22 protein-coding genes are annotated in these 21,247 nt (G+C 68.2%); 17 read left to right on the top strand and 5 right to left on the bottom strand.

Annotated features, from left to right (window positions below; translation table 11 throughout):
- Positions 1-7 precede the first annotated feature (7 nt).
- From A3CU_RS0120390 to A3CU_RS45710, 17 genes are all read left to right on the top strand, one after another.
- A complete protein-coding gene (locus A3CU_RS0120390) occupies positions 8-496 on the top strand; it encodes a (2Fe-2S)-binding protein (RefSeq protein WP_027943876.1) in 489 nt (162 codons plus the stop codon).
- Complete coding sequence (locus A3CU_RS0120385; protein WP_027943875.1) at positions 483-1,361, top strand: FAD binding domain-containing protein; 879 nt, start codon at positions 483-485, stop codon at positions 1,359-1,361. The genes A3CU_RS0120390 and A3CU_RS0120385 overlap by 14 nt, the downstream gene beginning before the upstream one ends.
- Before the next feature lie 106 nt (positions 1,362-1,467).
- Complete coding sequence (locus tag A3CU_RS45725; RefSeq protein WP_052371904.1) at positions 1,468-2,199, top strand: enoyl-CoA hydratase/isomerase family protein; 732 nt, start codon at positions 1,468-1,470, stop codon at positions 2,197-2,199.
- The gene (locus A3CU_RS0120375; protein ID WP_027943874.1) at positions 2,196-2,780 is read left to right on the top strand and encodes an amino acid synthesis family protein; all 585 of its coding nucleotides are present in this window, start codon (positions 2,196-2,198) and stop codon (positions 2,778-2,780) included. The genes A3CU_RS45725 and A3CU_RS0120375 overlap by 4 nt, the downstream gene beginning before the upstream one ends.
- Complete coding sequence (locus A3CU_RS0120370; RefSeq protein WP_027943873.1) at positions 2,777-3,973, top strand: amidohydrolase family protein; 1,197 nt, start codon at positions 2,777-2,779, stop codon at positions 3,971-3,973. Before A3CU_RS0120375 ends, A3CU_RS0120370 begins: the two co-directional genes overlap by 4 nt.
- Positions 3,974-4,004: 31 nt before the next feature.
- Complete coding sequence (locus A3CU_RS0120365; RefSeq protein ID WP_043841834.1) at positions 4,005-4,208, top strand: ferredoxin; 204 nt, start codon at positions 4,005-4,007, stop codon at positions 4,206-4,208.
- 106 nt (positions 4,209-4,314) lie between these two features.
- On the top strand, positions 4,315-4,947 hold the full coding sequence (locus tag A3CU_RS0120360) for an SRPBCC family protein (RefSeq protein ID WP_027943871.1): 633 nt from the start codon (positions 4,315-4,317) through the stop codon (positions 4,945-4,947).
- 5 nt (positions 4,948-4,952) lie between these two features.
- On the top strand, positions 4,953-5,204 hold the full coding sequence (locus A3CU_RS45720; RefSeq protein ID WP_043841832.1) for a hypothetical protein: 252 nt from the start codon (positions 4,953-4,955) through the stop codon (positions 5,202-5,204).
- Positions 5,205-6,050 carry a DODA-type extradiol aromatic ring-opening family dioxygenase gene (locus A3CU_RS0120350; RefSeq protein WP_052371903.1) on the top strand — a complete coding sequence of 282 codons (846 nt, stop codon included), beginning with the start codon at positions 5,205-5,207 and terminating at the stop codon, positions 6,048-6,050.
- A gap of 33 nt (positions 6,051-6,083) precedes the next feature.
- A complete protein-coding gene (locus tag A3CU_RS0120345; RefSeq protein ID WP_027943869.1) occupies positions 6,084-7,118 on the top strand; it encodes a dihydrodipicolinate synthase family protein in 1,035 nt (344 codons plus the stop codon).
- Positions 7,115-8,437, top strand: coding sequence for an aromatic ring-hydroxylating dioxygenase subunit alpha (locus A3CU_RS45715; protein ID WP_063628859.1), 1,323 nt, complete (start codon positions 7,115-7,117; stop codon positions 8,435-8,437). The genes A3CU_RS0120345 and A3CU_RS45715 overlap by 4 nt, the downstream gene beginning before the upstream one ends.
- A gap of 5 nt (positions 8,438-8,442) precedes the next feature.
- Positions 8,443-8,964 (top strand): 3-phenylpropionate/cinnamic acid dioxygenase subunit beta, encoded by a 522-nt coding sequence (locus A3CU_RS0120335; RefSeq protein WP_027943868.1) that lies wholly within the window; start codon positions 8,443-8,445, stop codon positions 8,962-8,964.
- A gap of 17 nt (positions 8,965-8,981) precedes the next feature.
- Entirely contained in the window at positions 8,982-9,272 is a 291-nt protein-coding gene (locus tag A3CU_RS53980; RefSeq protein WP_211246467.1) for a hypothetical protein, read from the top strand.
- Positions 9,269-10,036: an SDR family NAD(P)-dependent oxidoreductase gene (locus tag A3CU_RS0120325; RefSeq protein WP_027943866.1), complete on the top strand. Its 768-nt coding sequence runs from the start codon at positions 9,269-9,271 to the stop codon at positions 10,034-10,036. The genes A3CU_RS53980 and A3CU_RS0120325 overlap by 4 nt, the downstream gene beginning before the upstream one ends.
- Positions 10,033-12,435: a xanthine dehydrogenase family protein molybdopterin-binding subunit gene (locus A3CU_RS0120320; RefSeq protein WP_043841830.1), complete on the top strand. Its 2,403-nt coding sequence runs from the start codon at positions 10,033-10,035 to the stop codon at positions 12,433-12,435. The genes A3CU_RS0120325 and A3CU_RS0120320 overlap by 4 nt, the downstream gene beginning before the upstream one ends.
- 282 nt (positions 12,436-12,717) lie before the next feature.
- Positions 12,718-13,785 (top strand): LuxR C-terminal-related transcriptional regulator, encoded by a 1,068-nt coding sequence (locus tag A3CU_RS0120315; RefSeq protein ID WP_027943864.1) that lies wholly within the window; start codon positions 12,718-12,720, stop codon positions 13,783-13,785.
- 210 nt (positions 13,786-13,995) lie between these two features.
- A complete protein-coding gene (locus tag A3CU_RS45710; RefSeq protein WP_052371901.1) occupies positions 13,996-14,505 on the top strand; it encodes a hypothetical protein in 510 nt (169 codons plus the stop codon).
- Between the two features lie 109 nt (positions 14,506-14,614).
- On the opposite strand, the gene A3CU_RS0120305 is transcribed toward A3CU_RS45710, so the two are convergent.
- From A3CU_RS0120305 to A3CU_RS0120285, 5 genes are all read right to left on the bottom strand, one after another.
- A complete protein-coding gene (locus A3CU_RS0120305) occupies positions 14,615-15,859 on the bottom strand; it encodes an aminotransferase class III-fold pyridoxal phosphate-dependent enzyme (RefSeq protein ID WP_027943863.1) in 1,245 nt (414 codons plus the stop codon).
- On the bottom strand, positions 15,856-16,896 hold the full coding sequence (locus A3CU_RS0120300; protein ID WP_027943862.1) for a transketolase family protein: 1,041 nt from the start codon (positions 16,894-16,896) through the stop codon (positions 15,856-15,858). Before A3CU_RS0120300 ends, A3CU_RS0120305 begins: the two co-directional genes overlap by 4 nt.
- Positions 16,886-17,683, bottom strand: coding sequence for a transketolase (locus tag A3CU_RS0120295; RefSeq protein ID WP_245617227.1), 798 nt, complete (start codon positions 17,681-17,683; stop codon positions 16,886-16,888). Before A3CU_RS0120295 ends, A3CU_RS0120300 begins: the two co-directional genes overlap by 11 nt.
- Before the next feature lie 87 nt (positions 17,684-17,770).
- Positions 17,771-19,951, bottom strand: a complete 2,181-nt coding sequence (locus A3CU_RS45705; protein WP_052371900.1) for a N,N-dimethylformamidase beta subunit family domain-containing protein — start codon at positions 19,949-19,951, stop codon at positions 17,771-17,773.
- Positions 19,948-21,003, bottom strand: coding sequence for an ABC transporter substrate-binding protein (locus tag A3CU_RS0120285; RefSeq protein ID WP_027943860.1), 1,056 nt, complete (start codon positions 21,001-21,003; stop codon positions 19,948-19,950). The genes A3CU_RS45705 and A3CU_RS0120285 overlap by 4 nt, the downstream gene beginning before the upstream one ends.
- Between the last annotated feature and the right edge of the window lie 244 nt (positions 21,004-21,247).

The raw sequence follows: 21,247 nt of genomic DNA, 5'->3' as shown, positions 1-21,247 counted from the left end.
CGCGACGGTGACGGTCGATGTGGAGGTCAACGGCCAACGGCACAGGTGCGACGTGCCGGCGCGGATGTTGCTCGTGCACCTGCTCCGGGACCGGCTCGGGCTCACCGGCACGCACGTGGGATGCGACACGACCCAATGCGGCGCGTGCACCGTGGAACTCGACGGGATCGCCGTCAAGTCGTGCACCGTGCTGGCCGCGCAGGCGTCGGGGCATGCGGTGCGCACGATCGAGGACGTCGCCGGTGCCGGCACCATGCTCGACAATGTCCAGCAAGCGTTCCGGGACAAGCATGCGCTGCAATGCGGTTTCTGCACGCCCGGCATGGTGATGGCGGTCCGCCAGCTGCTGCGCGACAACCCGAGCCCGACGGAGGACGAGGTTCGGCACGGCCTCGACGGAAACCTGTGCCGCTGTACCGGATACCAGAACATCGTCGCCGCCGCGCTGCAGGCAGCGCGCGGCGGGAAGACGGAGGCCACCGGTGTATCCCGCTGAGTTTCGCTACCTTCGCCCGGGCGGTCTGGACGAGGTGCACGCAGCGCTGGAAAAGTATGCGGGAGACGTCAAGTTGCTCGCCGGCGGCCAAAGCCTGCTCCCGTTGATGAAGCTGCGGCTGGCCACGCCGGGCGTCCTGGTGGACTTGGCCGGCGCGGGCGAACTGCGCGGGCAATGGCGGAGCGCGGACGGCGTCCGGCTCGGCGCGATGACGACCTACCGCGAGTTGCGGCACAGCCCGGCGGCGCTCGCGTGGCTGCCCGGGGTGGACGAGACGCTCGACGTGATCGCCGATCCGCAGGTGCGGGCGCGCGGCACGATCGGCGGAGCCCTCGCCCACGGTGATCCGACCGCGGACCTGCCGGCGATGTTGCTGGCATTGAACGCGCATGTTCGGCTCCGCGGGCCGGGCGGGGAGCGGGACGTGGCGCTCGACCGTTTTCTCACCGGCCTCTATACCACCGACCTTGCCGAGGACGAGGTCCTCACGAGTGTCAACGTCCCGGCACCGCCGGCGGGCTCGGGCGCGGCCTACGACAAGCACGAGCAACCCGCCAGCCACCTGGCGTTGTGCGGCGTCGCGGCGGTGCTCACGGTCGCCAATGGCCACGTCACACAGGCTCGTGTCGCGATGACCGGGGTCAGTTCGGCCCCGCGGCGGCTCACAACCTTGGAGGAGACCTTGATCGGTGTGCCGACATCCGGATCCGCGCTGGAGGAGGCGACCGAAGCCGTGACCGAGGGGGTGCGGCCCTTGGACGACCTGCACGCCCCCGCCGCATACCGCTTGCAGTTGCTGCGTGTCGCGACACGGCGAGCGTTGCGTGTCGCCGCGACCCGGGCCGGGCAGAGGTGGGTGGCATGAGTAGCCCTGTGGCAAGCCGCGGCAATCAAGGTGGGGTGACTCGGGTTCGTCAGGAGCGCCCTGTCGACACGATCGCGGTCGCGCGCAAACTCGCGGAGGATAAGGCATGAGTAGCAACGTACTTCGGGTGTCCACTGAGGACCGTGTCACGACCTGCGTGCTCAGCCGGGTGGATGCGGGCAACAAACTCAACGGCGAACTCTTGCTGGCACTGGCGGGTGCCGTTCGCGAGGCGCAGGCCGACGGTTCGCGGGTGCTGGTGCTGCGCGGCGACGGAGCGGACTTCAGCCTTGGCAGGCAAGGGCCCGAACTGGCCGGGCCGCCGACACCGGCCGTCCTCAACGCCGAGTTCGCCCGCGTGCAAGCCGCGAACGAGCTCGTCGAGGACTTCCCCGGAGCGACGGTCGCCGTGGTGCACGGCCGCGCGCTGGGTGCGGGCGCCAGCCTGGCCGGCCGATGCGACCTCGTCGTGGCCGCACGTTCGGCGCGGTTCGCCTTCCCCGAGGTGCCCCAGCGCATCGCGCCCACCGTGGTGGCGTCCTATTTCACGCACCGGCTCGGTCGGACCGCCCTGCTCGACCTGTTACTGACCGGACGCGAAGTGGACGCGCTCGAGGCGCAGCGTCTCGGGCTGGTGTCCCGGGTCGTCGACGACGAAACGCTGGACACCACGGTGGCGAAGCTGACCGCCGAGCTGGCGGCGTTGGATCCCGACGTGGTGCGGACCATCAAGTCGTTCATCTCGACCGCGTCGGGACTGGATCCACGGACCGCGGTCCGGCTGGGTATCGCGGAACTGGTCAATCAGATGGTCGATCAAGCTGGAGGGGAGCGATGAGCGGCTCGGAACTGACCGTGCGCAAGACCTTCTCGCAGGTCGAGGAGGTCCGGCAGGCCGCGGGCCGGCCGGCGGACGGGGTACCACTGCGCAAGGTCGCGGTCTGCGCGATCGTCGCCAATCCCTTCGCAGGCAAGGGCTTTGTCGCCGATCTCGGGCCGATCGTCGAAGCTTCGCGCAAAATCGGCACGTGGCTCGGCAGCGAGGCGACACGCTTACTCGGCGGTCCCGTGGAGAGCTACGGCAAGGGCGGCCTCGCCGGCATCGACGGTGAACAGGAGCATGTCAACGCGGCCCTGACCTCGGTGTTCGGCAACGCCTTCCGCGACGCCATCGGTGGCGGCAAGGCCTGGATCACCTCGGCGACGAAGGTCGCCGGACCCGGCTCGGTGATCGACGTACCGCTGGCCTACAAGGACGAGCTCTGGGTGCGCAGTCACTACGACGCGCTGGAGGTGCGGATCCCGGACGCTCCACTGCCCGGTGAGCTGGTCGTGATCGCCGCCGTGGCCAATCGCGGCCGCCTCAACGCCCGGGTGGGCGGTATGACGGTCGACGAGGCCAAGGACGAACGGGCATGAGCGGCCTCGCGGTCGTCGGCGCGGCCACGGTGCTTTCCGGCGACATCACGGCCCCGGTGGTCCCGGAGGCCGACACCGTGATCTGCCGGGACGGCGCGATCACCGCCGTCGGCCGTCGTGCCGACCTGGCCGGCGAGATCGCGTCGTCCGCCACGGTGGTGGACGCCCAGGGCGCGACGGTCGCGCCAGGCCTCATCGATTCCCACTGCCACGTCGTGCTCGGCGACTACACGCCGCGCCAGAAGACCGTCGATTTCCTCGCGAGCTACGTGCATGGCGGCATCACCAGCGTGGTGTCACCCGGCGAGATCCACGCGCCGGGACGGCCGCACACCGCGTCCGGGGTCAAGGCACTGGCGATCGCCGCGAAGGAGTGCTTCGACAACTTCCGCCCGGGTGGCATGCGAGTACACGCGGGCGCGGTGGTGCTCGAGCCCGCGCTGCGGGAGGACGACTTCGCTGAGCTACAGCGCGCCGGGGTGCGGTTGGCGAAGTTCGGGTTCGGTGCCTACGCCGATCCCGCCGATGGTGTGCCACAGGTACGGTGGGCGCAGCAGTACGGGATCACGGTGATGTGCCATTCGGGCGGGGCGAGCATCCCCGGCAGCAAGCCGATCACGCCCGAGCATCTGCTCACTCTCAGGCCGGACGTGTGCGGGCATATCAACGGCGGTCCCACCTCGCTGGACGAGCCGGGTGTCGACGTCGTCATCGAGCACACCGACATGGCGCTGCAACTGGTGCAGGCGGGCAATCTCCGCTCGTCGCTGCGCATTCTCCGGAGGGCGCGCGAGCTGGGCCGGCTGCACCGGATCGTGATCGGCTCGGACACGCCCACCGGTACCGGTGTGATGCCGCTGGGCGTGATCAAGACCGTGGCCGAGCTGTCCTCGCTGTCCGGGACCGACCCCGCGGTGGTCTGGGCGATGGCGACCGGCAACAACGCGCGGATTTGGGATCTGCGCGCCGGTTTCGTCCGGGCGGGCGCCGCCGCCGACCTCGTGGTGCTCGACGCCTCATGGGGCTCGACCGCCGGTGACGCGCTCGGTGCGCTCGCGATCGGCGACATCCCCGGCATCACGGCGGTCATCACGGACGGGCAGGTCAGAGCTTTGCGCAGCCGGAACACGCCACGCGCGGCACGGCTCGCGACCGTGGAGCCGGCGTTGCCACATCTGGATTCCGACCACTGAGCGGGACTTTGAATGCTGAGGAGGCACCGCGATGCCGCTGAAAGTGACGGTCGATCTGGCGGCGTGTCAGGGATACGCCTGCTGCATGATGGAGGCGCCGACGGTATTCGATCTCGACGAGTCGGCAGGCAAAGCGACGGTGCTCCAGCCGAGCCCGTCGGACGAGCAACGTGCCGAGGTCGAGAACGCGGCTCGCACCTGCCCGGCCAAGGCCATCACGGTCACGGACGGTTGAGGCGATGCGGGTTCACCCGAATTGCCTCAAAGAGGCCACGCGAACACGCTGCCCGCCTTTATAGGTTCGAATTCCGACAAGGGTTCAGCTCAGCGAAGGTTGGCTCATGCGGCTGCATCACGAGTTCACCCTGCCCGTCCCGCCTGAGCAGGCGTGGCACACGCTGCTCGACGTGCCGCGCGTCGCGCGCTGCCTGCCCGGCGCGACGCTCGACCGTGTGGACGGCGACGAGTTCTCGGGTCGCGTGATGCTCAAGGTGGGCCCGCTGCGCATGGCCTATCTCGGCGATGTCCGGATCACGGAACGGGACGAGACGGCCCGGCGGCTGGTCCTTTCCGGCGTGGGCAAGGAATTCCGCGGTTCGGGCACCGCCGAGGCGAACGTGACGGCGGCACTGGAGCACAACGGTGCCGGCACGCTCGTGGCGCTCGACACCGAACTCGCGTTGACCGGCCGTGCGGGACAGTTCGGGCGTGGCCTGGTGAACGAGGTCGCCGGCGACCTCATCGGCCAGTTCGCGGACCGTTTGTCCGTCGAGATGCGAAACGGCGGTGAGCCTGCGCCGGAGTTGCCGCCCGAACCGGTGGCCGCCCCCGCTCCCGCCGGCCCGGCCGGCGAGTCGCTCGATCACCTCGCCATGGTGCGGCCGCTGCTGGCCTCACGGGCCGCGGCGGTAGCCGGCGGCCTGGTGGCGCTGGCGCTGGCGTTCGTGCTCGGCCGGCTCGGCCGTCGGCGGTGAATCGCATGTACGCGCTGCAAAAGCTCCTCTGGGACGTGCGTAAGGACCCGGCGCTCGCCGAGCGGTTCCGCGCGGAGGCGGACGCTGTGCTGGACGAGTACGGAATTGAGGGCGCGGAGCGTGCCGCGATGAGGTCCCTTGACTTCAAGACCCTCTACGAGCGCGGGGCGAATCCGTATCTCCTCTATTTCTGTGCCCTCCAGATCGGTGTGGACCGGGCCGACTATTACGCCCGCCTACGCGGGGAGGCGAGCTAGGTGGAAAAAGACCTGGGAAAGATCGTCGGCGTGTTCACCGCGTCCCATTCGCCGGGCATCACCGGGTTTCCGGAACGCGCGGAACCTGCCCGGCGGCGGGCCGTGGAAGGCGCGTTCGCACGGGTGCGGCGACGGATCGAGGAACTCGAGCCGGACGCGGCGATCGTCGTGTCGGTGGAGCATTTCACCAACTTCTTCTTGAACAACCTGCCCGCGTTCGCCGTTTCGACGGCCGATTCCTACCTCGGCCCGGTGACCGCGGAAATGGGCGCGTTCCTCAACGTGGAGCAGCACTGGTACCCGGGGAACGCCGGGCTCGGCGAACACGTGTACTCCTTCGCCCTCGAGTCCGGTTTCGACCCCGCGCTCGTGGCCGGTGGGCTCGCGTTCGACGAGAACTTCTGCGTGCCGCTCAAACACCTCGACCCCGGATCCCGGCTGCCACTGGTGCCGGTGATCGTCAACGGCGTCAACCCGCCGTGGCCCACCGCCCGCCGCTGCTACGACTTCGGCCGCATGATCCGCGCCGCGGTCGAGGCGCAGCGGGACGCGCGCCGCGTGGTCGTGCTCGGTACGGGCGGCCTGTCGCACTGGGTGGGCATGCCCGAGTCCGGCACGATCAACGAGGAGTTCGACCGGGACTTCCTCGACCGGATGGAAACCGGCGACTCCACCCGCCTCACCAGCTACACGCCGGACGAGATCGACGCGGCCGGCAACGGGGCGCACGAGATCCGGACCTGGCTGGTGGCGGCCGGCGCCGCGGGCACCCCCTTCGAAACCCTGGCGTACGAACCCGTTCCCGAATGGCTGACCGGCACCGCGGTAGCGGCTGCCCGGCTGTGAAAGTTCCCTTTCCGACGGCAAAGGACCGAGCACATGAGTAAGCTCCCCAAAGTCACCGGCCGCGATATGCGCGGCGTCATGGCGTACCCGCCGACTCCGGCGCTGCCGGGTGCCGAACGGGTGGACGCCACCGACACGGTGGATCTCGCCGAGACCGAGCGGATGGTCCGCACGCTGATCGCCGACGGAGTGGACGCGATCGCGCTCAACGGCACTCTCGGCGAGTGCGCGACGCTCACCCTGGACGAATGGAAGAGCTTCGCGGCGTGCGTGGCGGAGACCGTCAAGTCCGTCGCCCCGGACTTCCCGGTGTTCATCGGAACCACGACGCTCAACACCCGTGACACCGTTTCGCGTATGCGCTATCTCGCCGACCTCGGTATCACCGGCACGCTGCTGGGCAGGCCGATGTGGGGCTTCATGGTCGGCCCGGTCATGGAGCGGTTCTACCGTGACGTGGCCGAGGCAGTGCCCGAACTGGCGATCGTCGTTTACGACAACACGGCCGCCTTCGGCGGGGTCATCCCGCGCAGTGTCTATCGGACGTTGGTGGAGCTGCCTCAGGTCGTCGCCGTGAAGTACGCCGGTGGCGCGTCGGTCGGGTTCCGCTACCACAACGACATGGCGCATACCGGCACGCATTTCCCGCTGATGCCGATCGAGACCGACTGGTTGCCCGCCTGGGAGATGTACGGCGAGGATCTCGTCGGGATGGCCTGGTCCTCGACCACCGCCTGCGGCCCGGCGCCGGTGCTGGCGTTGCGGGACGCGTTGCGCGGCGGCCGGATCGACGACGCGAAGTGGCTCACCGAGCGTCTGCGCTGGGCCCATGAGCCGTTCCTCGTCGGCCAGGACTTCATGGAGTTCTCGAAATACAACGTCCCGCTCGAAAAGATCCGCGTGAACGAGGCGGGCTATATCCACGTCGGTAAGTGCCGCCCGCCCTATACCGAGGACCTCGTGCCGGAACAGCATGTGCGCGGCACCCTGGACCACATCGCCCGCTACCAGCAGGTGGTCAAGGAGGTCGCCGACCGGCTGGGGCGGACCCACACGGTGAAGGAATGACCGTGGGTTCACCGACGGTGAGCCCCAGCGTGCGGGCGATGCTGGAAGAGATGGCCGACCGGGTGCCCGCGGGCCGCGTGCCGGCGCGCATCTTCAACGATCGCGAGGTCTACGAACTCGAGATCGAGAAGGTCTTCGGCAAGGCCTGGTGCTTTCTCGCGCACGAGTCGGAGATCGCCCGGCCCGGCGACTACGTGACCCGCTCCATCGCGAACAACAACATCATCGTGGCCCGGGACGAGCAGGGCGGGATCCACGCCCACCTCAACATGTGCCGGCACCGTGGCAACATGATGTGCAAGTCCGAAATGGGCAATGCCTCCCACTTCCGGTGCTCCTACCACGGTTGGATCTACCGGAACTCCGGCGAGCTGATCGGCGTCCCGTACTTCAGCGAGGCGTACGAGGCGAAACTCGACCGCAAGGAGTGGGGACTGGTCAAGATCCGGATCGGCACCTACGGCGGGCTGATCTTCGGCACGCTGGATCCGGATGCCGAGAGCCTCGCCGACTATCTCGGCGGTTTCCAGTTCTACCTGGACATCTACCTCAAGCAGGGGCTGGGCGGCAGTGAGGTGCACGGGCCCCCGGACCACTGGGTGGCCGAGACCGACTGGAAGATCTGCACGGAGAACTTCTCCGGCGACGGATACCACACCCCGGTCACGCACCAGTTCGGATTCCATCTCGGCTATTTCCCGTCCTCGGGAGCCACCCACAGCAAGGGCTGGGCGGTGCACATTCCCGGCAAGGGGCACGGCATCGGCCTGGGGCACACGCCGGGTATGCCGCCGTTCTTCGGCTACCCCGACGACCTCGTCGCGCAGATGCGGCAGAGCCTGTCGCCGGAGCAACTGGAGTTGTTCTCGAAGACCAGAACCGCGGTCGGCTCGGTGTTTCCGAACCTGTCGTTCTTGATCCAGCCGCTCAGCCTGGAGCCGGGTGAACCCGGGGTCCGGTTCTGCACGATGCGGCTTTACCACCCGATCGGCCCTGGCCGGATGGAAATGTGGTCGTGGTGCCTGGTGCCCACGGAAGCGCCCGCGGAGTACAAGGAGGCGGCATACCAGGCCTACACGCTCGCGTTCGGGCAGGCGGGCACCTTCGAGCAGGACGATTTCGAGAACTGGACGAAGGTCACCAGGATGGCGGGCAGCACGGTGGCCCGGCAGGTCGAGTTTCCGTACCTGATGGGGCTGGGACGCGAACCGCTCGCCGATTTCCCCGGGCCGGGCCATGCCGTCGAGCCGTACGTGACGGACGACAACTTCCGCAACCTTTGGTCCACGTGGGCCCGGTACATGACGGCGGGGGAGTGAGTACGGTGTCCCTGCGCATCAAGACGGCCGACGCCCGCACGCGGGAGTCCATTCGCGACTTCCTCTACCTGGAGTCCATGGCCTTGGACGAGCGCCGGTTCCGGGACTGGCTGGGTGCCTTCGCCGAGGACGCGCGTTACGAGATCCCGGTGCGGGTCACGCGAGAGAAGCTCGCCGAATGGGAACTGTCGCCCACCTCACGCGTGTTCGACGACAACAAACGCACGCTCGAATTCCGAGTGGAGCGCCTGGAGACCGACTTCGCCTGGGCGGAGCAACCGCCGTCGCGAACGCGGCACTTCATCACCAACATCGTGGTGGAGCCGACGGCAATCCCCGACGAGTTCCGGGTGCATTCCAACTGTCTACTTTACCGCAGCCGCGGCGATGACCCCATTCCGAGCATCTTCTCCGCGCAGCGCAAGGACCTGCTGCGGCGGGACGGAGACAGCTGGCTGATCGTCCACCGCTGGGCCGCGATCGACCAGGCGGTGATCAATGCGCACAACATGTCCGTCTTCATCTGATCAGCACAGGAGTGATCATGGACAGCGGCGAGGGTGCCGGCCGGTTCGAAGTGGGTTCCTGGCCCGATGAAGGGGCGTTGCTGGGCACGATACCGGCCGAGGGCGGGACGAATGGGCCCGTCATGATTTCCAACGAGTTCGCTGACGTGGTCGTATCCAAGGTACGGACGCGCAACGGCGTCCGGCTCGACATCTGGTCGCCGCGCCGGGGCACGCGGGTGCAACTCGACGCCGTGGAACTGGACTGCCTCAGCTATCAGCCCAAGGAGACCTTCTCCGAGCTGCTCGAGCGGAGACCCGGACCGTGACGTCCCGCCTGAATGGACTCTCCGCGCTCGTCACCGGCGGCGGCTCGGGCGTGGGGCGTGGCGTGGTCGATGCGTATGTGGCCGAGGGCGCGCGGGTGACGGTGCTGGAGCGGTCCGCGGACAACGCCGCGGAACTCGCGCGCGAACATCCGGATGCGGTATCGGTGGTCGTCGGCGACGCGACAGACGCCGATGCCCTGGCCGAGGCGGTTGTCGTCGCCGGCGGTCTTGACCATCTGACGTGCTGTGTCGGTGTCTTCGATTACTACGTGTCCGTCCGTGACCTGACGCCGACGGAGCTCGCCGCCGCGGCGGAAGAGGTGTGGCGCGTCAATGTGCTGAGCGCGCTGCTCGCGGTCGACGTCGCATATCCCGCTCTGCGCGAGCGCGGCGGGTCCGTGACGCTCACTCTGTCCGAGTCGGCCTTCCATCCCGTCGGCGGCGGTGTGTTGTACGGCAGCTCCAAGTGGGCGCTGCGGGGCGTGGTGGCTCATCTGGCGACTGACCTCGCACCGGAAGTGCGGGTCAACGGGGTCGCGCCGGGAGGTACCTCCGGGACCAGGTTCGGCGGACTCGCGTCTCTCGGCCAGCGGCAGACGGCCGACCAGGTGGCGGGCCGGGACGACCGGATCCGCACGGGCAACGTGCTCCGCGTGGTGCCGGCGCCGCACGACCATGCGCCCGCGTACGTGTATCTGGCCGATCCCATCCAGGCCCGCGTGGTCACGGGCGTTGTGCTGAATACCGACGGAGGCAGGATATGACGCGGCCGGACGGGGAAGAGACATACGTCGGCAAGGCGATCCCGCGGCGCGAGGATCCGCGTTTCCTCACCGGCCGTGGTCGCTACCTCGACGACCGGAACCTGCCGGGCCAGTTGCACGCACATTTCGTGCGCAGCTCCTACGCCCACGCGGAGGTGCTGGACATCGACGTGAGGCCGGCTTTGGAGGTTCCCGGAGTGGTCCGGGTACTCACCGCGACGGACCTGGACGAGTCGATCCGGCCAATCCCATGGATCCGCCGGCCACCCGAGCCCGGCGCCGAGCTGCCCGGGCAGTCGGCGCCGCCCGCACCATTACCGGAGCTGAGGCCGCTCGCCGGGGCTGTCGTCCGGTGGGTCGGTGAGCCGCTCGCCGTGGTGGTGGCGGAAACGCCGGACGCGGCGGCCGACGGCGCGGAAGCCGTGGCGGTGTCCTACCGGCAACTGGAGGCGACGGTGCTGGTCGAGGACGCGATCGCGGACGGCGCGCCCGAACTGCACGAGGGATTCCCGGGCAACGTTCCGTTCCGGACGCGGTATGCCGGCGGCGACGCCGAGGCGGCCTTCGCCTCGGCCCCACACCGGTTGCACCGGCGGCTGGTCAACCACCGGGTCCATCCGATGGTGCTGGAGCCGCGCGGCGTACTCGCCTCGTACGACACGCACCAGGAGATCCTGGACGTCTGGATCAGCACGCAGCGGCCGCATCACTCCCGGCTGATGTTCGGCCAGGTTCTCGGCTTGCCGGAGCACCGGATCCGGGTGGGTGCGGGTGATGTGGGCGGGGCGTTCGGCGCCAAGGAACCGATGTACCCCGACGAGGTCGTGGTGGCGTTCGCCGCCAAGCTGCTCGGCCGGCCGGTCAAGTGGGTGGAGGAGCGCACCGAACATCTCCTCGCCACCACGCACGGCCGCGACCAGGTCGCCGAGTTGGAGGTCGCGTTCGACGACGAAGGCGTCATCAGCGCCATCCGCGGTCGCGTCCTCGGCAACATGGGCGCCTATCTCTACCCGAACAGCTACGGCACGATCAGCGGCCGCACCGGGCCGCTGCTACCGCAGAGCTACCGGATGAGCAGCATCGACGTCGAGATGGTCGGCGTGTTCACCAACACCACGCCGACCGGTCCCTACCGCGGCGCCGGGCGGCCCGAGGCGACGTACTACACCGAGCGGCTGGTCGATGAGGTCGCCGCCGAACTCGGACTCGATCCGGTGGAGGTGCGGCGGCGCAACTACGTCCGAGCCGAAGAGATGCCGTGGCATACGCCCACCGGGCTGGACTACGACAGCGGTGACTACGCCAAGGCGCTGCAGGTCGCGCTCGACGAGATCGGCTACGACAAGGTCCGGCAGCTGCAACAAGGCGACGACGGCAGGCTGATCGGCGTCGGTGTCGCGTCCTATGTGGAGATCGGAGGCGTGACGCCGTCGGCGATCGCGCCGATGGAAGGCTCACCGGGGCTGTGGGAGAGCGCCCAGATCAAGGTCCATCCGACCGGCAAGGTGGCGATCTCGCTGGGCACCTGCGGGCACGGGCAGGGGCACGAGACGACCTTCGCGCAGATCGCCGCCGACGCGCTGCGGATCCCGTACGACGACATCACGATCGTCTACGGCGACACGGAGACTTCGCCGTTCGGCTTCGGCACGTTCGGATCGCGCAGCGCCGCCGTCGCGGGCACCGCGGTGGCGATGGCCTGCCGGAAGGTCGTCGACAAGGCAAAGCGCCGGGTCGCGTCGCTGCTGGAATCGTCGGTGGCGGAGATCGAAGTGGTAGCGGGTGGTTATCAGGTGCGGGGAGCGCCCGCGACCAGGATGTCGTTCGCGGAGGTCGCGCAGAAGGCCCTGATGTTGATGAAGCCGCTCGACGACGGTGAAGAGCCCGGGCTCGACGCGACGGCGTACTTCGATCCGCCGAACTACACGTTCTCGTCGGGAACGCACGCGTGCGTGGCCGAGGTCGATCCGGACACCGGCAAGGTGGAGATCACCGCGTTCGTCGCGGTTGATGACTGCGGGACGGTCATCAACCCCTTGATCGCGGAGGGACAGGTGCACGGCGGGGTGGCACAAGGCGTGGCGCAGGCGCTGTACGAGCGCGTGGTCTATGCCGCGGACGGCCAGCCCCTCACCTCGTCGCTGATGGACTACGCCATGCCGACCGCGCGCCGGCTCCCGGCGGTGCGGACGGCGAACGTCTGCTCGCCGACACCGGTCAACCTCCTGGGGGTCAAGGGAATCGGCGAGAGCGGAGCGATCGGTTCGACGCCTGCGGTGGTCAACGCGGTGCTCGACGCGCTGCGGCCGATCGGCGTGCGGGATCTGGACATGCCGCTGACCCCGGACCGGGTGTGGGCCGCGATCGAGCAGGCCCGCTCCGCGGTCAGGGGCCCTTGAAGGCGTCGCCTGGTAGTCGGCCACCACCAAGTGTTACAAATCAATTTCCGTGTGCCGAATAGCGGCACATGACTCGTTCTCGCGCACATTCTTGTTCATACTTGCCGACCAGAACGGTTCACACCGGTGACGTCCGCCGCGAGACACGTTGTGCGTGCAGCGCGCCACCGATCACTGAAGCTTCGTGCCCGCACAACAAAATCAGGAGGTTTCAATGCGTGCTCCTGTTGTGAGGGGGGTCGTCATGGCGGCCCTGCTGGTCCGTGCGCACGAGGGTGGATCATGAATGCGACCGGCGAAGCGCGGAGCCGATATGCCGGTGCCCTGCAATCGGCGCTCACCTTGAATGAAGTCAGCGACGCCTTCATGAGCGTTGCCGGCGAGGTGATTTCAGCCGGAGGGCTCGGGCTCTACCGGGTGGACAAGGACGGGCGCGATGTACTCGACGTGCGAGCGTCCGTGGCCGAGGACTTCCTGGGCGACTACGAGGACTACGGCCGTAATGACGATCCGGTGCTCGATTTCGTCGTCCGCGAGCGGAAGCCGATCGACTCCTCCCAGGTGGGCCACGACCGGTGGCGATCTTGCGGGGCCAGGGCGGCGCTCGAAGTAGGCGGTTATTGCCATTCGATGGAAGCACCGGTGCTTGTCTCCGGCGCCCTGTTCGGCACGATCAACTTCGCCCGTGGTTCGGCGCACCACTCCTTCAAGCCGGCGGATCTGGCGGCGGTCCGGTTCGCCAGCGAGCAGTTGGGCCTCGCCGCCGAGCGCGCACTGCGATTCGAGCTGACCGGCCATCGGGTGACCATGCTTGAGCGCACACTCGATCAGGTGCCCGAGCCGGTCGTCGTCAGCGATCTCGACGGCCGGCAGTTGTACAGCAACCGGGCGGCGCGGAACCTGTCGTTGACCACGGACGACCAGCCGGCAGACGGGCCGGAGCACGTCCACGACGGTATCGCCGAGGCGCTGGAGGAATTCCGGGTGCACGGCAGGCGGGTGCACACTACGAGCGTGCCCGGCACGCCGATCGCGGAACGGCTGATCGTCAAGTCGTTCCGCCTGCCCGAGAACCACGACGCGGCGGTCACCGTCGTGTTCAAGGCAGGCAGACAGGAGGGAAAGCGCCTCCCCGCGTGGAACGTGCTGTCCAGGCGGGAACAAGAGATCGCCGAGCTGGTGGCGCAGGGCTGGACGACCAAGCAGATCGCGGAGCGCGCGTTCATCAGCACGCACACGGTCCGCCAGCATGTCAAGCGCATGTTCGCCAAGACCGGGGTGCGCAGCCGCGCGGAGTTGGTGCAGATGGTCTGGGCCTCGGGAAACCAGACCGAGGACAGCGACTCCTGATCGCATCGATCTCCGACACACCCAACAGCATCAAGCCACATCGATCGACCACAGCCGACTTCACTGATACCCGCACTCGAGTGTTGCCCGATCGGCGGCCGGAACGGGCAGACCTGTCTCCGACACGGTAACGAACTCCGTGACATCGCCGACATAGCGGGAAAATTACGCGGCTCGTCGCTTTCCTGTCACACTCGAGGGAGAATCTCCATGCGTTACTCACTGGCCATCGCGTTGTCGTTGGGCCTGGCCGTCTTGACCGGTTGTGGGAGTTCCGGCTCCGCCACCGATGACGTCTCGCCGGCAACCGGTAACAGCATCGATACCGTCGGGGAAGCCGGTTCCGCCGGAGGCTTGCCGGGGGTCCCTGGCTGCCCATTCACCGAGGCGCAGGTCTCCAGCCTGGTCGGACAGCGCATGAAGGACGAGGGGAACTGCCTTTTCGGAGACGGCAACGGGGTAGCCAGCGTTACCATCACCATGTCCTCGGCGGATGCGGGGCAAGTCACCTATGACTACCAGCGCAAACTGGCAGAGGAGACCTACACCAGGGTGCAGGATCTGGGCAAGACCGGGTACCTGGCGGTCAAGGACATCGCGGGCGAGGCCGTGGTGATCAACGGCAAGGGTGCCTACACCGTGATCCTGTCCAGTTTCGAGACCGATCCCAGCGGCTACGAGCGAACCTTGCGGGCAATCGTCGACGCCCTCCCACACTAGGCTGTGTCAGGGCCCCGCACCGAATCGGCGAAACCGCCGATCCGGTGCCGTGGCCCACGCTGGTCAGCGCAGTTCGGCATCGAGCAGCACCAGCGCTGTCGGTCTTGAGTCAGTGGGGGAGGCGTCGCACGGCAGCGAACGCGTCGTCGGTGCGGTCGAGGATGTCATCGATGTCGGCATCGGTGTGTGCGGCCGACAGGAACCAGTTGTGCCAGGGGTGCAAGTACACGCCTCGGGTGACAGCGGCTTCGGCCCAGGCGGTACCCAGGCTGATGTCGGAATCTTCGGCGAAGTACAGGACCGGCATCTGCACCGGCCCGGTCTGGCGGATCTCGAACCCGTGTGCGGCAGCCTGGGCGGCTAGCCCGTCCCGAAGCCGGCTGCCGGTCCGTGCCATCGCGGGCAGGGCCTGGCCCTTGCGGAGTTCCCGCAAGGTGGCCAGCCCGGCCGCCAGGGGAACGGCCGCGTACCAGAAGGATCCGGTCACGTAGATCGAGCGTGCGGCATCGCGGAGCGCCTCGGTTCCGGTGACGGCGCCGAGCGGCTGCCCGTTGGCCAAGGCTTTCGACCAGGCCGTGAGGTCTGGCCGGACGCCGAGTGGCTCCCAGCTTCCGCGCAGGTCCAGTCGCAGTCCACAACGGACGTCGTCGAGGATCAGGACGGCGCCGGTGCGATCGGCCAGCGCGCGCAGCCCACGAGCGAACGCGGGATCGGCCAGTTCCTGGTCGCGGCGAATGTCATGGCGCATGGGGCAGACAAGGATGGCGGCGAGGTCGTCGCCGGCTTCGGCCGCGGCCGCCTCGGCCGAAGCCAGGTCGTTGTACTCGAAGTGGATCAGGTGAGCCTGGTCCTCGGCGGTCACGCCCTTGCCCCGCAACGCGCACCAGGGCACCGCGCCGTGATAGGCCCCGGTCGCGACCAGAACCTTCCGTCTGCCAGTGGCCGCCCGCGCGGTGGTGACGCACATGGTCGTCGCATCGGTGCCGTTCTTGCAGAACATGGCCCAGTCCGCGGACGGAACGGTGTCCACCAACAGCTCGGCGTAGTCGACCGCGACGGGGCTGGTTCCGTCCAGGCAGTCGCCGCGTTCGAACTGGTCCAGGATCGCCGCGGTGACCGCCGGGTGCCGGTGACCGAGGACGATCGGACCCCAGCCGCACATGAGGTCGATGTACTCGCGTCCGTCCGCGTCGGTGACCCGGCATCCGTTGCCGGAGACCATGAACTGCGGGTGGGCCCGGCTGAACGCTTCGACGCGCATATGGCCGTACATGCCGCCGGGAATGACTCTGCGCGCGCGTTCGCGCAGGGCGAGCTCCCTGGTTCCGAGCGCGGCTGCGGGGGCTGTGGTCATGCTTGCTTTCCCTTGGTCGAGGTGAGCAGTTCGTGGGCGACCTCGGCGATGCCGGGCGCGTCGAGCCGGTAATGGGCGTAGAGCGCGGCGGGCGGCCCGACGGGCACGTGCTCGTCGGGAACCCCGTGGCGGCGGAACGGGACCCGGGCTCCGGCTTCGAGGAGGATCTCCGCGACGGCGGTGCCGAGACCGCCGGTCACGTTGCCCTCTTCGACGGTGAGGACGGCGCCGGTGGATTCCGCCGCGTCGAGCACGGCTGCCCGGTCGAGCGGCGATATGGTCCACATGTCGACGACCCGGGACGAGATCCCTTGTGCGGCAAGGATTTCCGCCGCCTGCACGGCCGGGTGCACTTCCGATCCGGTGGCGATGATCGTGAGGTCGGACCCGTCCCGGACGGTTTCCGCACGCCCCAGGATCAGCTCGGGTACCGCGGCGTAGACCTCGGGGTCGCGCCCCCGGCCCAGCCGCAGATACATCGCGCCGGGGTGGTTCAGCGACAGGCGTAACAGCGCCCGCAGGTGGTTGGCATCGGTCGCGCAGACCACCGTCAGGTCGGCGATGGTCCGCATCATCCCGAGGTCCTCGAGGCTGTGGTGGCTGGTGCCGTAGAACCCCATCGACATGCCGGAGTGGTGTCCGACGACGCGGACCGGCAGGTCCGGGTAGGCGCAGTCGGTGCGGATCTGCTCGGCGCACAGCAGCGCGGCGAACGAGCCGAAGGTGGCCGCGAACGGCACGTACCCGCAGGAGGCCATGCCCGCGGCGATCGTGATCATGTTCTTTTCGGCTATGCCGACGTTGACGAACCGGGTGGGGTGCCGGGCCGCGAAGTCCAGGGCCCGGTTGGACCGACCCAGGTCCGCGGTGAGTACGACGATCCGTGGGTCGTGTTCGGCGAGGTCGGCCAGTTCTTCGCCGAACACGAACGCCGGGATCGTCCGGGTGTCGGTGCCATCGACCGAGCGGGTGTCCTTGAGGCCGACGTTCGCCGTGCCGTTGAAGATCTCGGACTGATCCTGAGTGTCAGTTGCCATGTGTGCTCCCGCTGCCCAGTTCGGCCATGACGTCGTCGTAGTCGGCTCCCACGAGGTTGCCGACATGCCAGTCCGGACTCAGCTCCATCCGCGCGACCCCCTTGCCCTTGATCGTGTCGGCGACGATCAGCTGTGGCCGCGACCCACCGGGATCGGGCAGTGCCGCGAACAGGTCCAGCAGGGCGCCGATGTCGTGGCCGTCGACCCGATGGGTCTGCCAGCCAAAGGCCGAGAACCGCTCGTCGATCGGCTCGGCCGGCATGATGTCCCGGACGAACCCGTCGATGCCGAGTTGGTTGGCGTCGACGATGGCAACCAGGTTGCCGAGTCCGAAGTGGCCGGCGGACATCGCGGCCTCCCAGATCTGCCCCTCGGCGAGCTCGCCGTCACCGAGCAGGCAGTAGGTGCGATAGTCCAGTTCGGACATTCGGCCGGCCAGCGCCATCCCCACGGACACCGACAGCCCGTGGCCCAGCGATCCGGACGAGAAGTCGATGCCCGGGATGCGCTTCATGTCGGGATGGTCGCCGAAGGGGCTGCCCAGCCGGGTATAAGTGTCCAATTCGGACTTGTCGAAGTAGCCGAGGTCCGCGAGCACGGGGTAGAGGCCGATGGCCGCGTGTCCCTTGCTCAGTACGAACCGGTCGCGCTCGGGCCAGTCCGGCCGGGCCGGGTCCAGCCGGAGTTGCGCGTAGTACAGCACGGCGAACAGCTCAGCGCAGGAAAACACGGCGCTGTAGTGGCCTGCGCCGGCTATCCGAGTGAGACGCACCGTCTCGGTACGCACGAAGTTCGCCCGCTCTGCGAGTTGGTTGAGCTGGTGCTTTCGCGATGGAGCGGCCTTGACAGGCAATGTCGGTCTCCGATCGTGTCGTCAGTCGGTGGTCTCGAAGATGGAACCGGTGGCGTCCCGGAAGCGGTTCAGCACGTTCGCCGTCATCCGTGCGGTGTCGTTGTCGCCACCCTGGTGCGTCATGGCGGTGGACCAGGCGATGGAACCCACCGAGAAGACGGCCCCGCCCCCGGGCCGGCCCAACAGCACGATGTCGGCGCGGACCTTCGGGTGAACACCCGGCGGTGGCGTGGCATATCCGTGGTCGATTTCCTCGGGAACAAGCGCGATTCTCTCCGAATGGCCCACCGAGGAGGCGAGGACGACCGCGTCGGGCGGAGTGCCCAGGGTGACGTCGGCCCGGTCGAGCTCGTCGCCCGCGGCGCCGCCGAGGCCGGGTCCCTCGTCGCCGAACACTTCGCCCGCACCCGCGCCGATCCCGTCGAAGACCCACGCCACGGCGGGATCGGTGCTCGCTTCGCTGCGGACGTAGCCGCCGGCCTTGTCGTGCCCCTGGGCGGTGAACCCGACGCCGGCCAGGACGTTGGGTGCCCGCCCGCGCAGCCGCCAGAGCCCACCGGGTTCGCCGGTCGCGGACAGGTGCTGCTCTCCGGGATCGGAGACCCAGGTCGCGACGCCGGCATGGCCACGCCGGATCTCGATCGCGCTGGGGTGCCCGGGGTGCCGGGCGGTGACCTGGTAGAAACCGTTGCCGCCCAGGTACATCAGGCGCCCGCCGGCGAAGGTGTAGGCGAGGTAGGAGTCGAGCATGCCGGCCGAGCAGTACTCGGGATGGGAGCCGGTGATCACGACGCGGTAGTGGCGGAGTAGTGCGCTTCCCTCGCGTTCCACCTCGTCGTCGGTGACGACCGCGTAGCGCTCGCCGCGGTCGTCGAGCCACGCGAGGAGCTGCAGATCCTGGGCGAAGTGCCGGAATCCTCGGGTGGTCGGCGTGAAGTAGTCGGGGCGGAGGTTGAGGATCGGGCGCAGGCTGGTCGAGTAGAACACGCCGCTGCCATCGGTGTGGACGTCGTACAGCGAGCGGCCGAGTTCAGGATGCTCGGCCAGCCATCGATCGCGCTCGTCGATGCCGCGGCGCTCGCCGTAGAGGGCGACCCGCTCCTCCTCGTACTCGGCGTAGGTGCGCCAGTTCGCGTATGCCAGGTAGGTCCAGGTCGGCAACACAACCAGGACGGGAGCGTCGTGCGAGGCCGGGGTGACCACGAACGGGATGCGGTCGACGTCCTCGCCCGCGGTGACTTTCAGCGCGTACGCGCCGGTGGGCAGCTCCGCTGGGACCGTCCATTCGAGATCGGTTTCCCACCCGGCGTCGGCGAGATCGTCGTCGTGCAGGTGCAGCGCGTCGAACTCCGCCGGCGCCCGGCGGAAGTCGGTCTCCGCTCCGGTCCAGAACGGGCCCGGCACGCCCCGCCCCGGCAACTGCCGGAGTTGCGCCCCGGCGGTGAGGCCGCCGCGGTCGGGAACCCGGGTACCGCCGGGGTCGGCGGCCAGGTCGAGCGCGCTGACGGTGGCTGCGGGAAGCAGGTTCAGCGGGTCGGCCCCGGCCGCGAGCGCGACGGTCGTGCTCTCCGGCCAAGCCGTCGCCGCGAGGACCGGCCGGGCGAGCTTGCCGTTGAACGTGTGCCCGAGCCCGCCGGTGAACCTCCCGTCGCTGCCGAGCAGCAGCCTGGGCCGGTCCAGGTGGAACGGTTCGGACCGCGCCGACGTGGAGAGCACCGGGAGTCCTGGCCGGTGCAGGGACAGCCCTACGGCTCCGGACCGGTCGACGGTCGCGGCCACGAACGCCCAGTTGCGCTCCTCGATCCGCGTCGTCAACCCGGCCATGACCCGCTCGCCGGTCCGGACAAGGATTCCGCGAGCCGAAACCTCGAGCACCAGCGCCCCCACGGCGACCAGCGGGCGCGGGTCCGGTCCCGGCAGCGTCGGCTGAAACCACACGCCCAGCCCGAGTTCGTCGAGTTCGCCGTTCACGCGGGCATCGGCGTAGGAGCCTGACGTGGTGTGCTGGCACCGTCCTGCCAGCGACTCGGGCAGGTCGGCCTTCACCGGCTCCTCCACCAGCGGTGTCGCATGCCGCGGCGAGCCGGGCTGCCGCAGGCGGACGATCTCCGGCCGGAGTTCGGGGTGCTCGGAACTCAACCGGAAACCGAGCGTCTGCCCGGGGCGCACGGAAAAGCGGTCCGGATACCCGATGATCCTCATCCGTTGACCCACTTGGTCCAGCGCTGCGTGGCTTCGTCGAGGTTTTCCGCCCACCACGCGTTGTCGCGGATGACGGTGGTGCCCTTGGCCTTCGTATCGTTCGAGACGAAGGCATCGATGTCCGCGTTGTTCGTCTGATGTGCCTGCGAGGTGACCGGGCCGTAGGGGATGTGGTCGACAACGGCCTGCTGGTTCTTCTGCCCGATCAGCGCGTTGATCAGGGCGTACGCCTGGTCCTGATGCTGGGCTCCTTTGACGATCGTCACCACGTCGAAGTACTTGAGCGGCTGGTTGAACACCACGCCGAGGTTCGCACCGCTCTTGGCGGCGTCATAGGCCCGGCCCGGCCAGGCCAGCATCATGTCGATCTCACCCGACTGCAGGGCCTGGGTCTGTTGTGCCCCGGTGTCGTAGAACTTGAGGTTCGGCCGGATCTTGTCCAGGGTCGCGAAGGCCCGGTCGTAGTCCAGCGGGTAGAGCTTGTCCGCGGGCACGCCGCTGGCCAGCAACGCCGTCTCCATGCCGGCATCCTTGGGGTAGTTCATGATGCCGCGCGTGCCGGGGAACTTCGCGGGGTCGTAAAAATCGGCCCAGCTCGTCGGCGGGTTCGCGCCGTACTTGTCCTTGTTGTAGACGAGCACGAAGTAGGAGTTCAGCACCGGCACGCCACAGTCGGACATCTGCGACTTGTCGAGCCCGGACGTGTCGATCTTGCTGTAGTCGATCTTCTCGAAGAGCTTCCCGCACTTGCCGATCGCGGTGTACGGGGTGGCGTAGAAGACGTCCCACGTGGGCTTTCCGCCCTGGACCATCGCGGTCAGCTTCGCCTCGTTGTTCGGCGACTCCTCGGACACGGTGATCCCGTTGGTGGCGAGGTCGGCGTAGGCGTTCTGCTTGAACACCTCCGCCAGCGCCCCACCGGTGTTGGAGAAAACCACGGACTGCGCTCCGCCGGATGCGGAGTTTCCGGTCGTGCCGAAGCACGCCGTCGTTGTCAGCCCCACCAGGCCGGCCAGCGCCAACGCCGTACCGAGACGTTTTCCGAGCCGCACCGCAACCACCTCTACTCGCTAGGACGGGAGACAGAGAAGATTTCATAATATGAAATCTAGTTTGCAATAAGGAAAGGATGTAATGAACGCGGGCCGCTCGTCAAGACCCAAGAAGCAGCCGGATCTTCGGGTTTCTCGAACGTAAAAGCTGTCTTGATGGGTTGACAACCAGGGGTCCGACAGGCACTGTGTGATTTCACTTCGTGAAACGTGTCCCAATTAGCGAGATCTGGCCGCGGTGAGG

The sequence above is a fragment of the Amycolatopsis taiwanensis DSM 45107 genome, from assembly GCF_000519205.1.
GTDB lineage: Bacteria > Actinomycetota > Actinomycetes > Mycobacteriales > Pseudonocardiaceae > Amycolatopsis_E > Amycolatopsis_E taiwanensis.
Note: the sequence above shows the minus strand (reverse complement) of the source record. Positions and strands in the feature narration are given on the sequence as shown.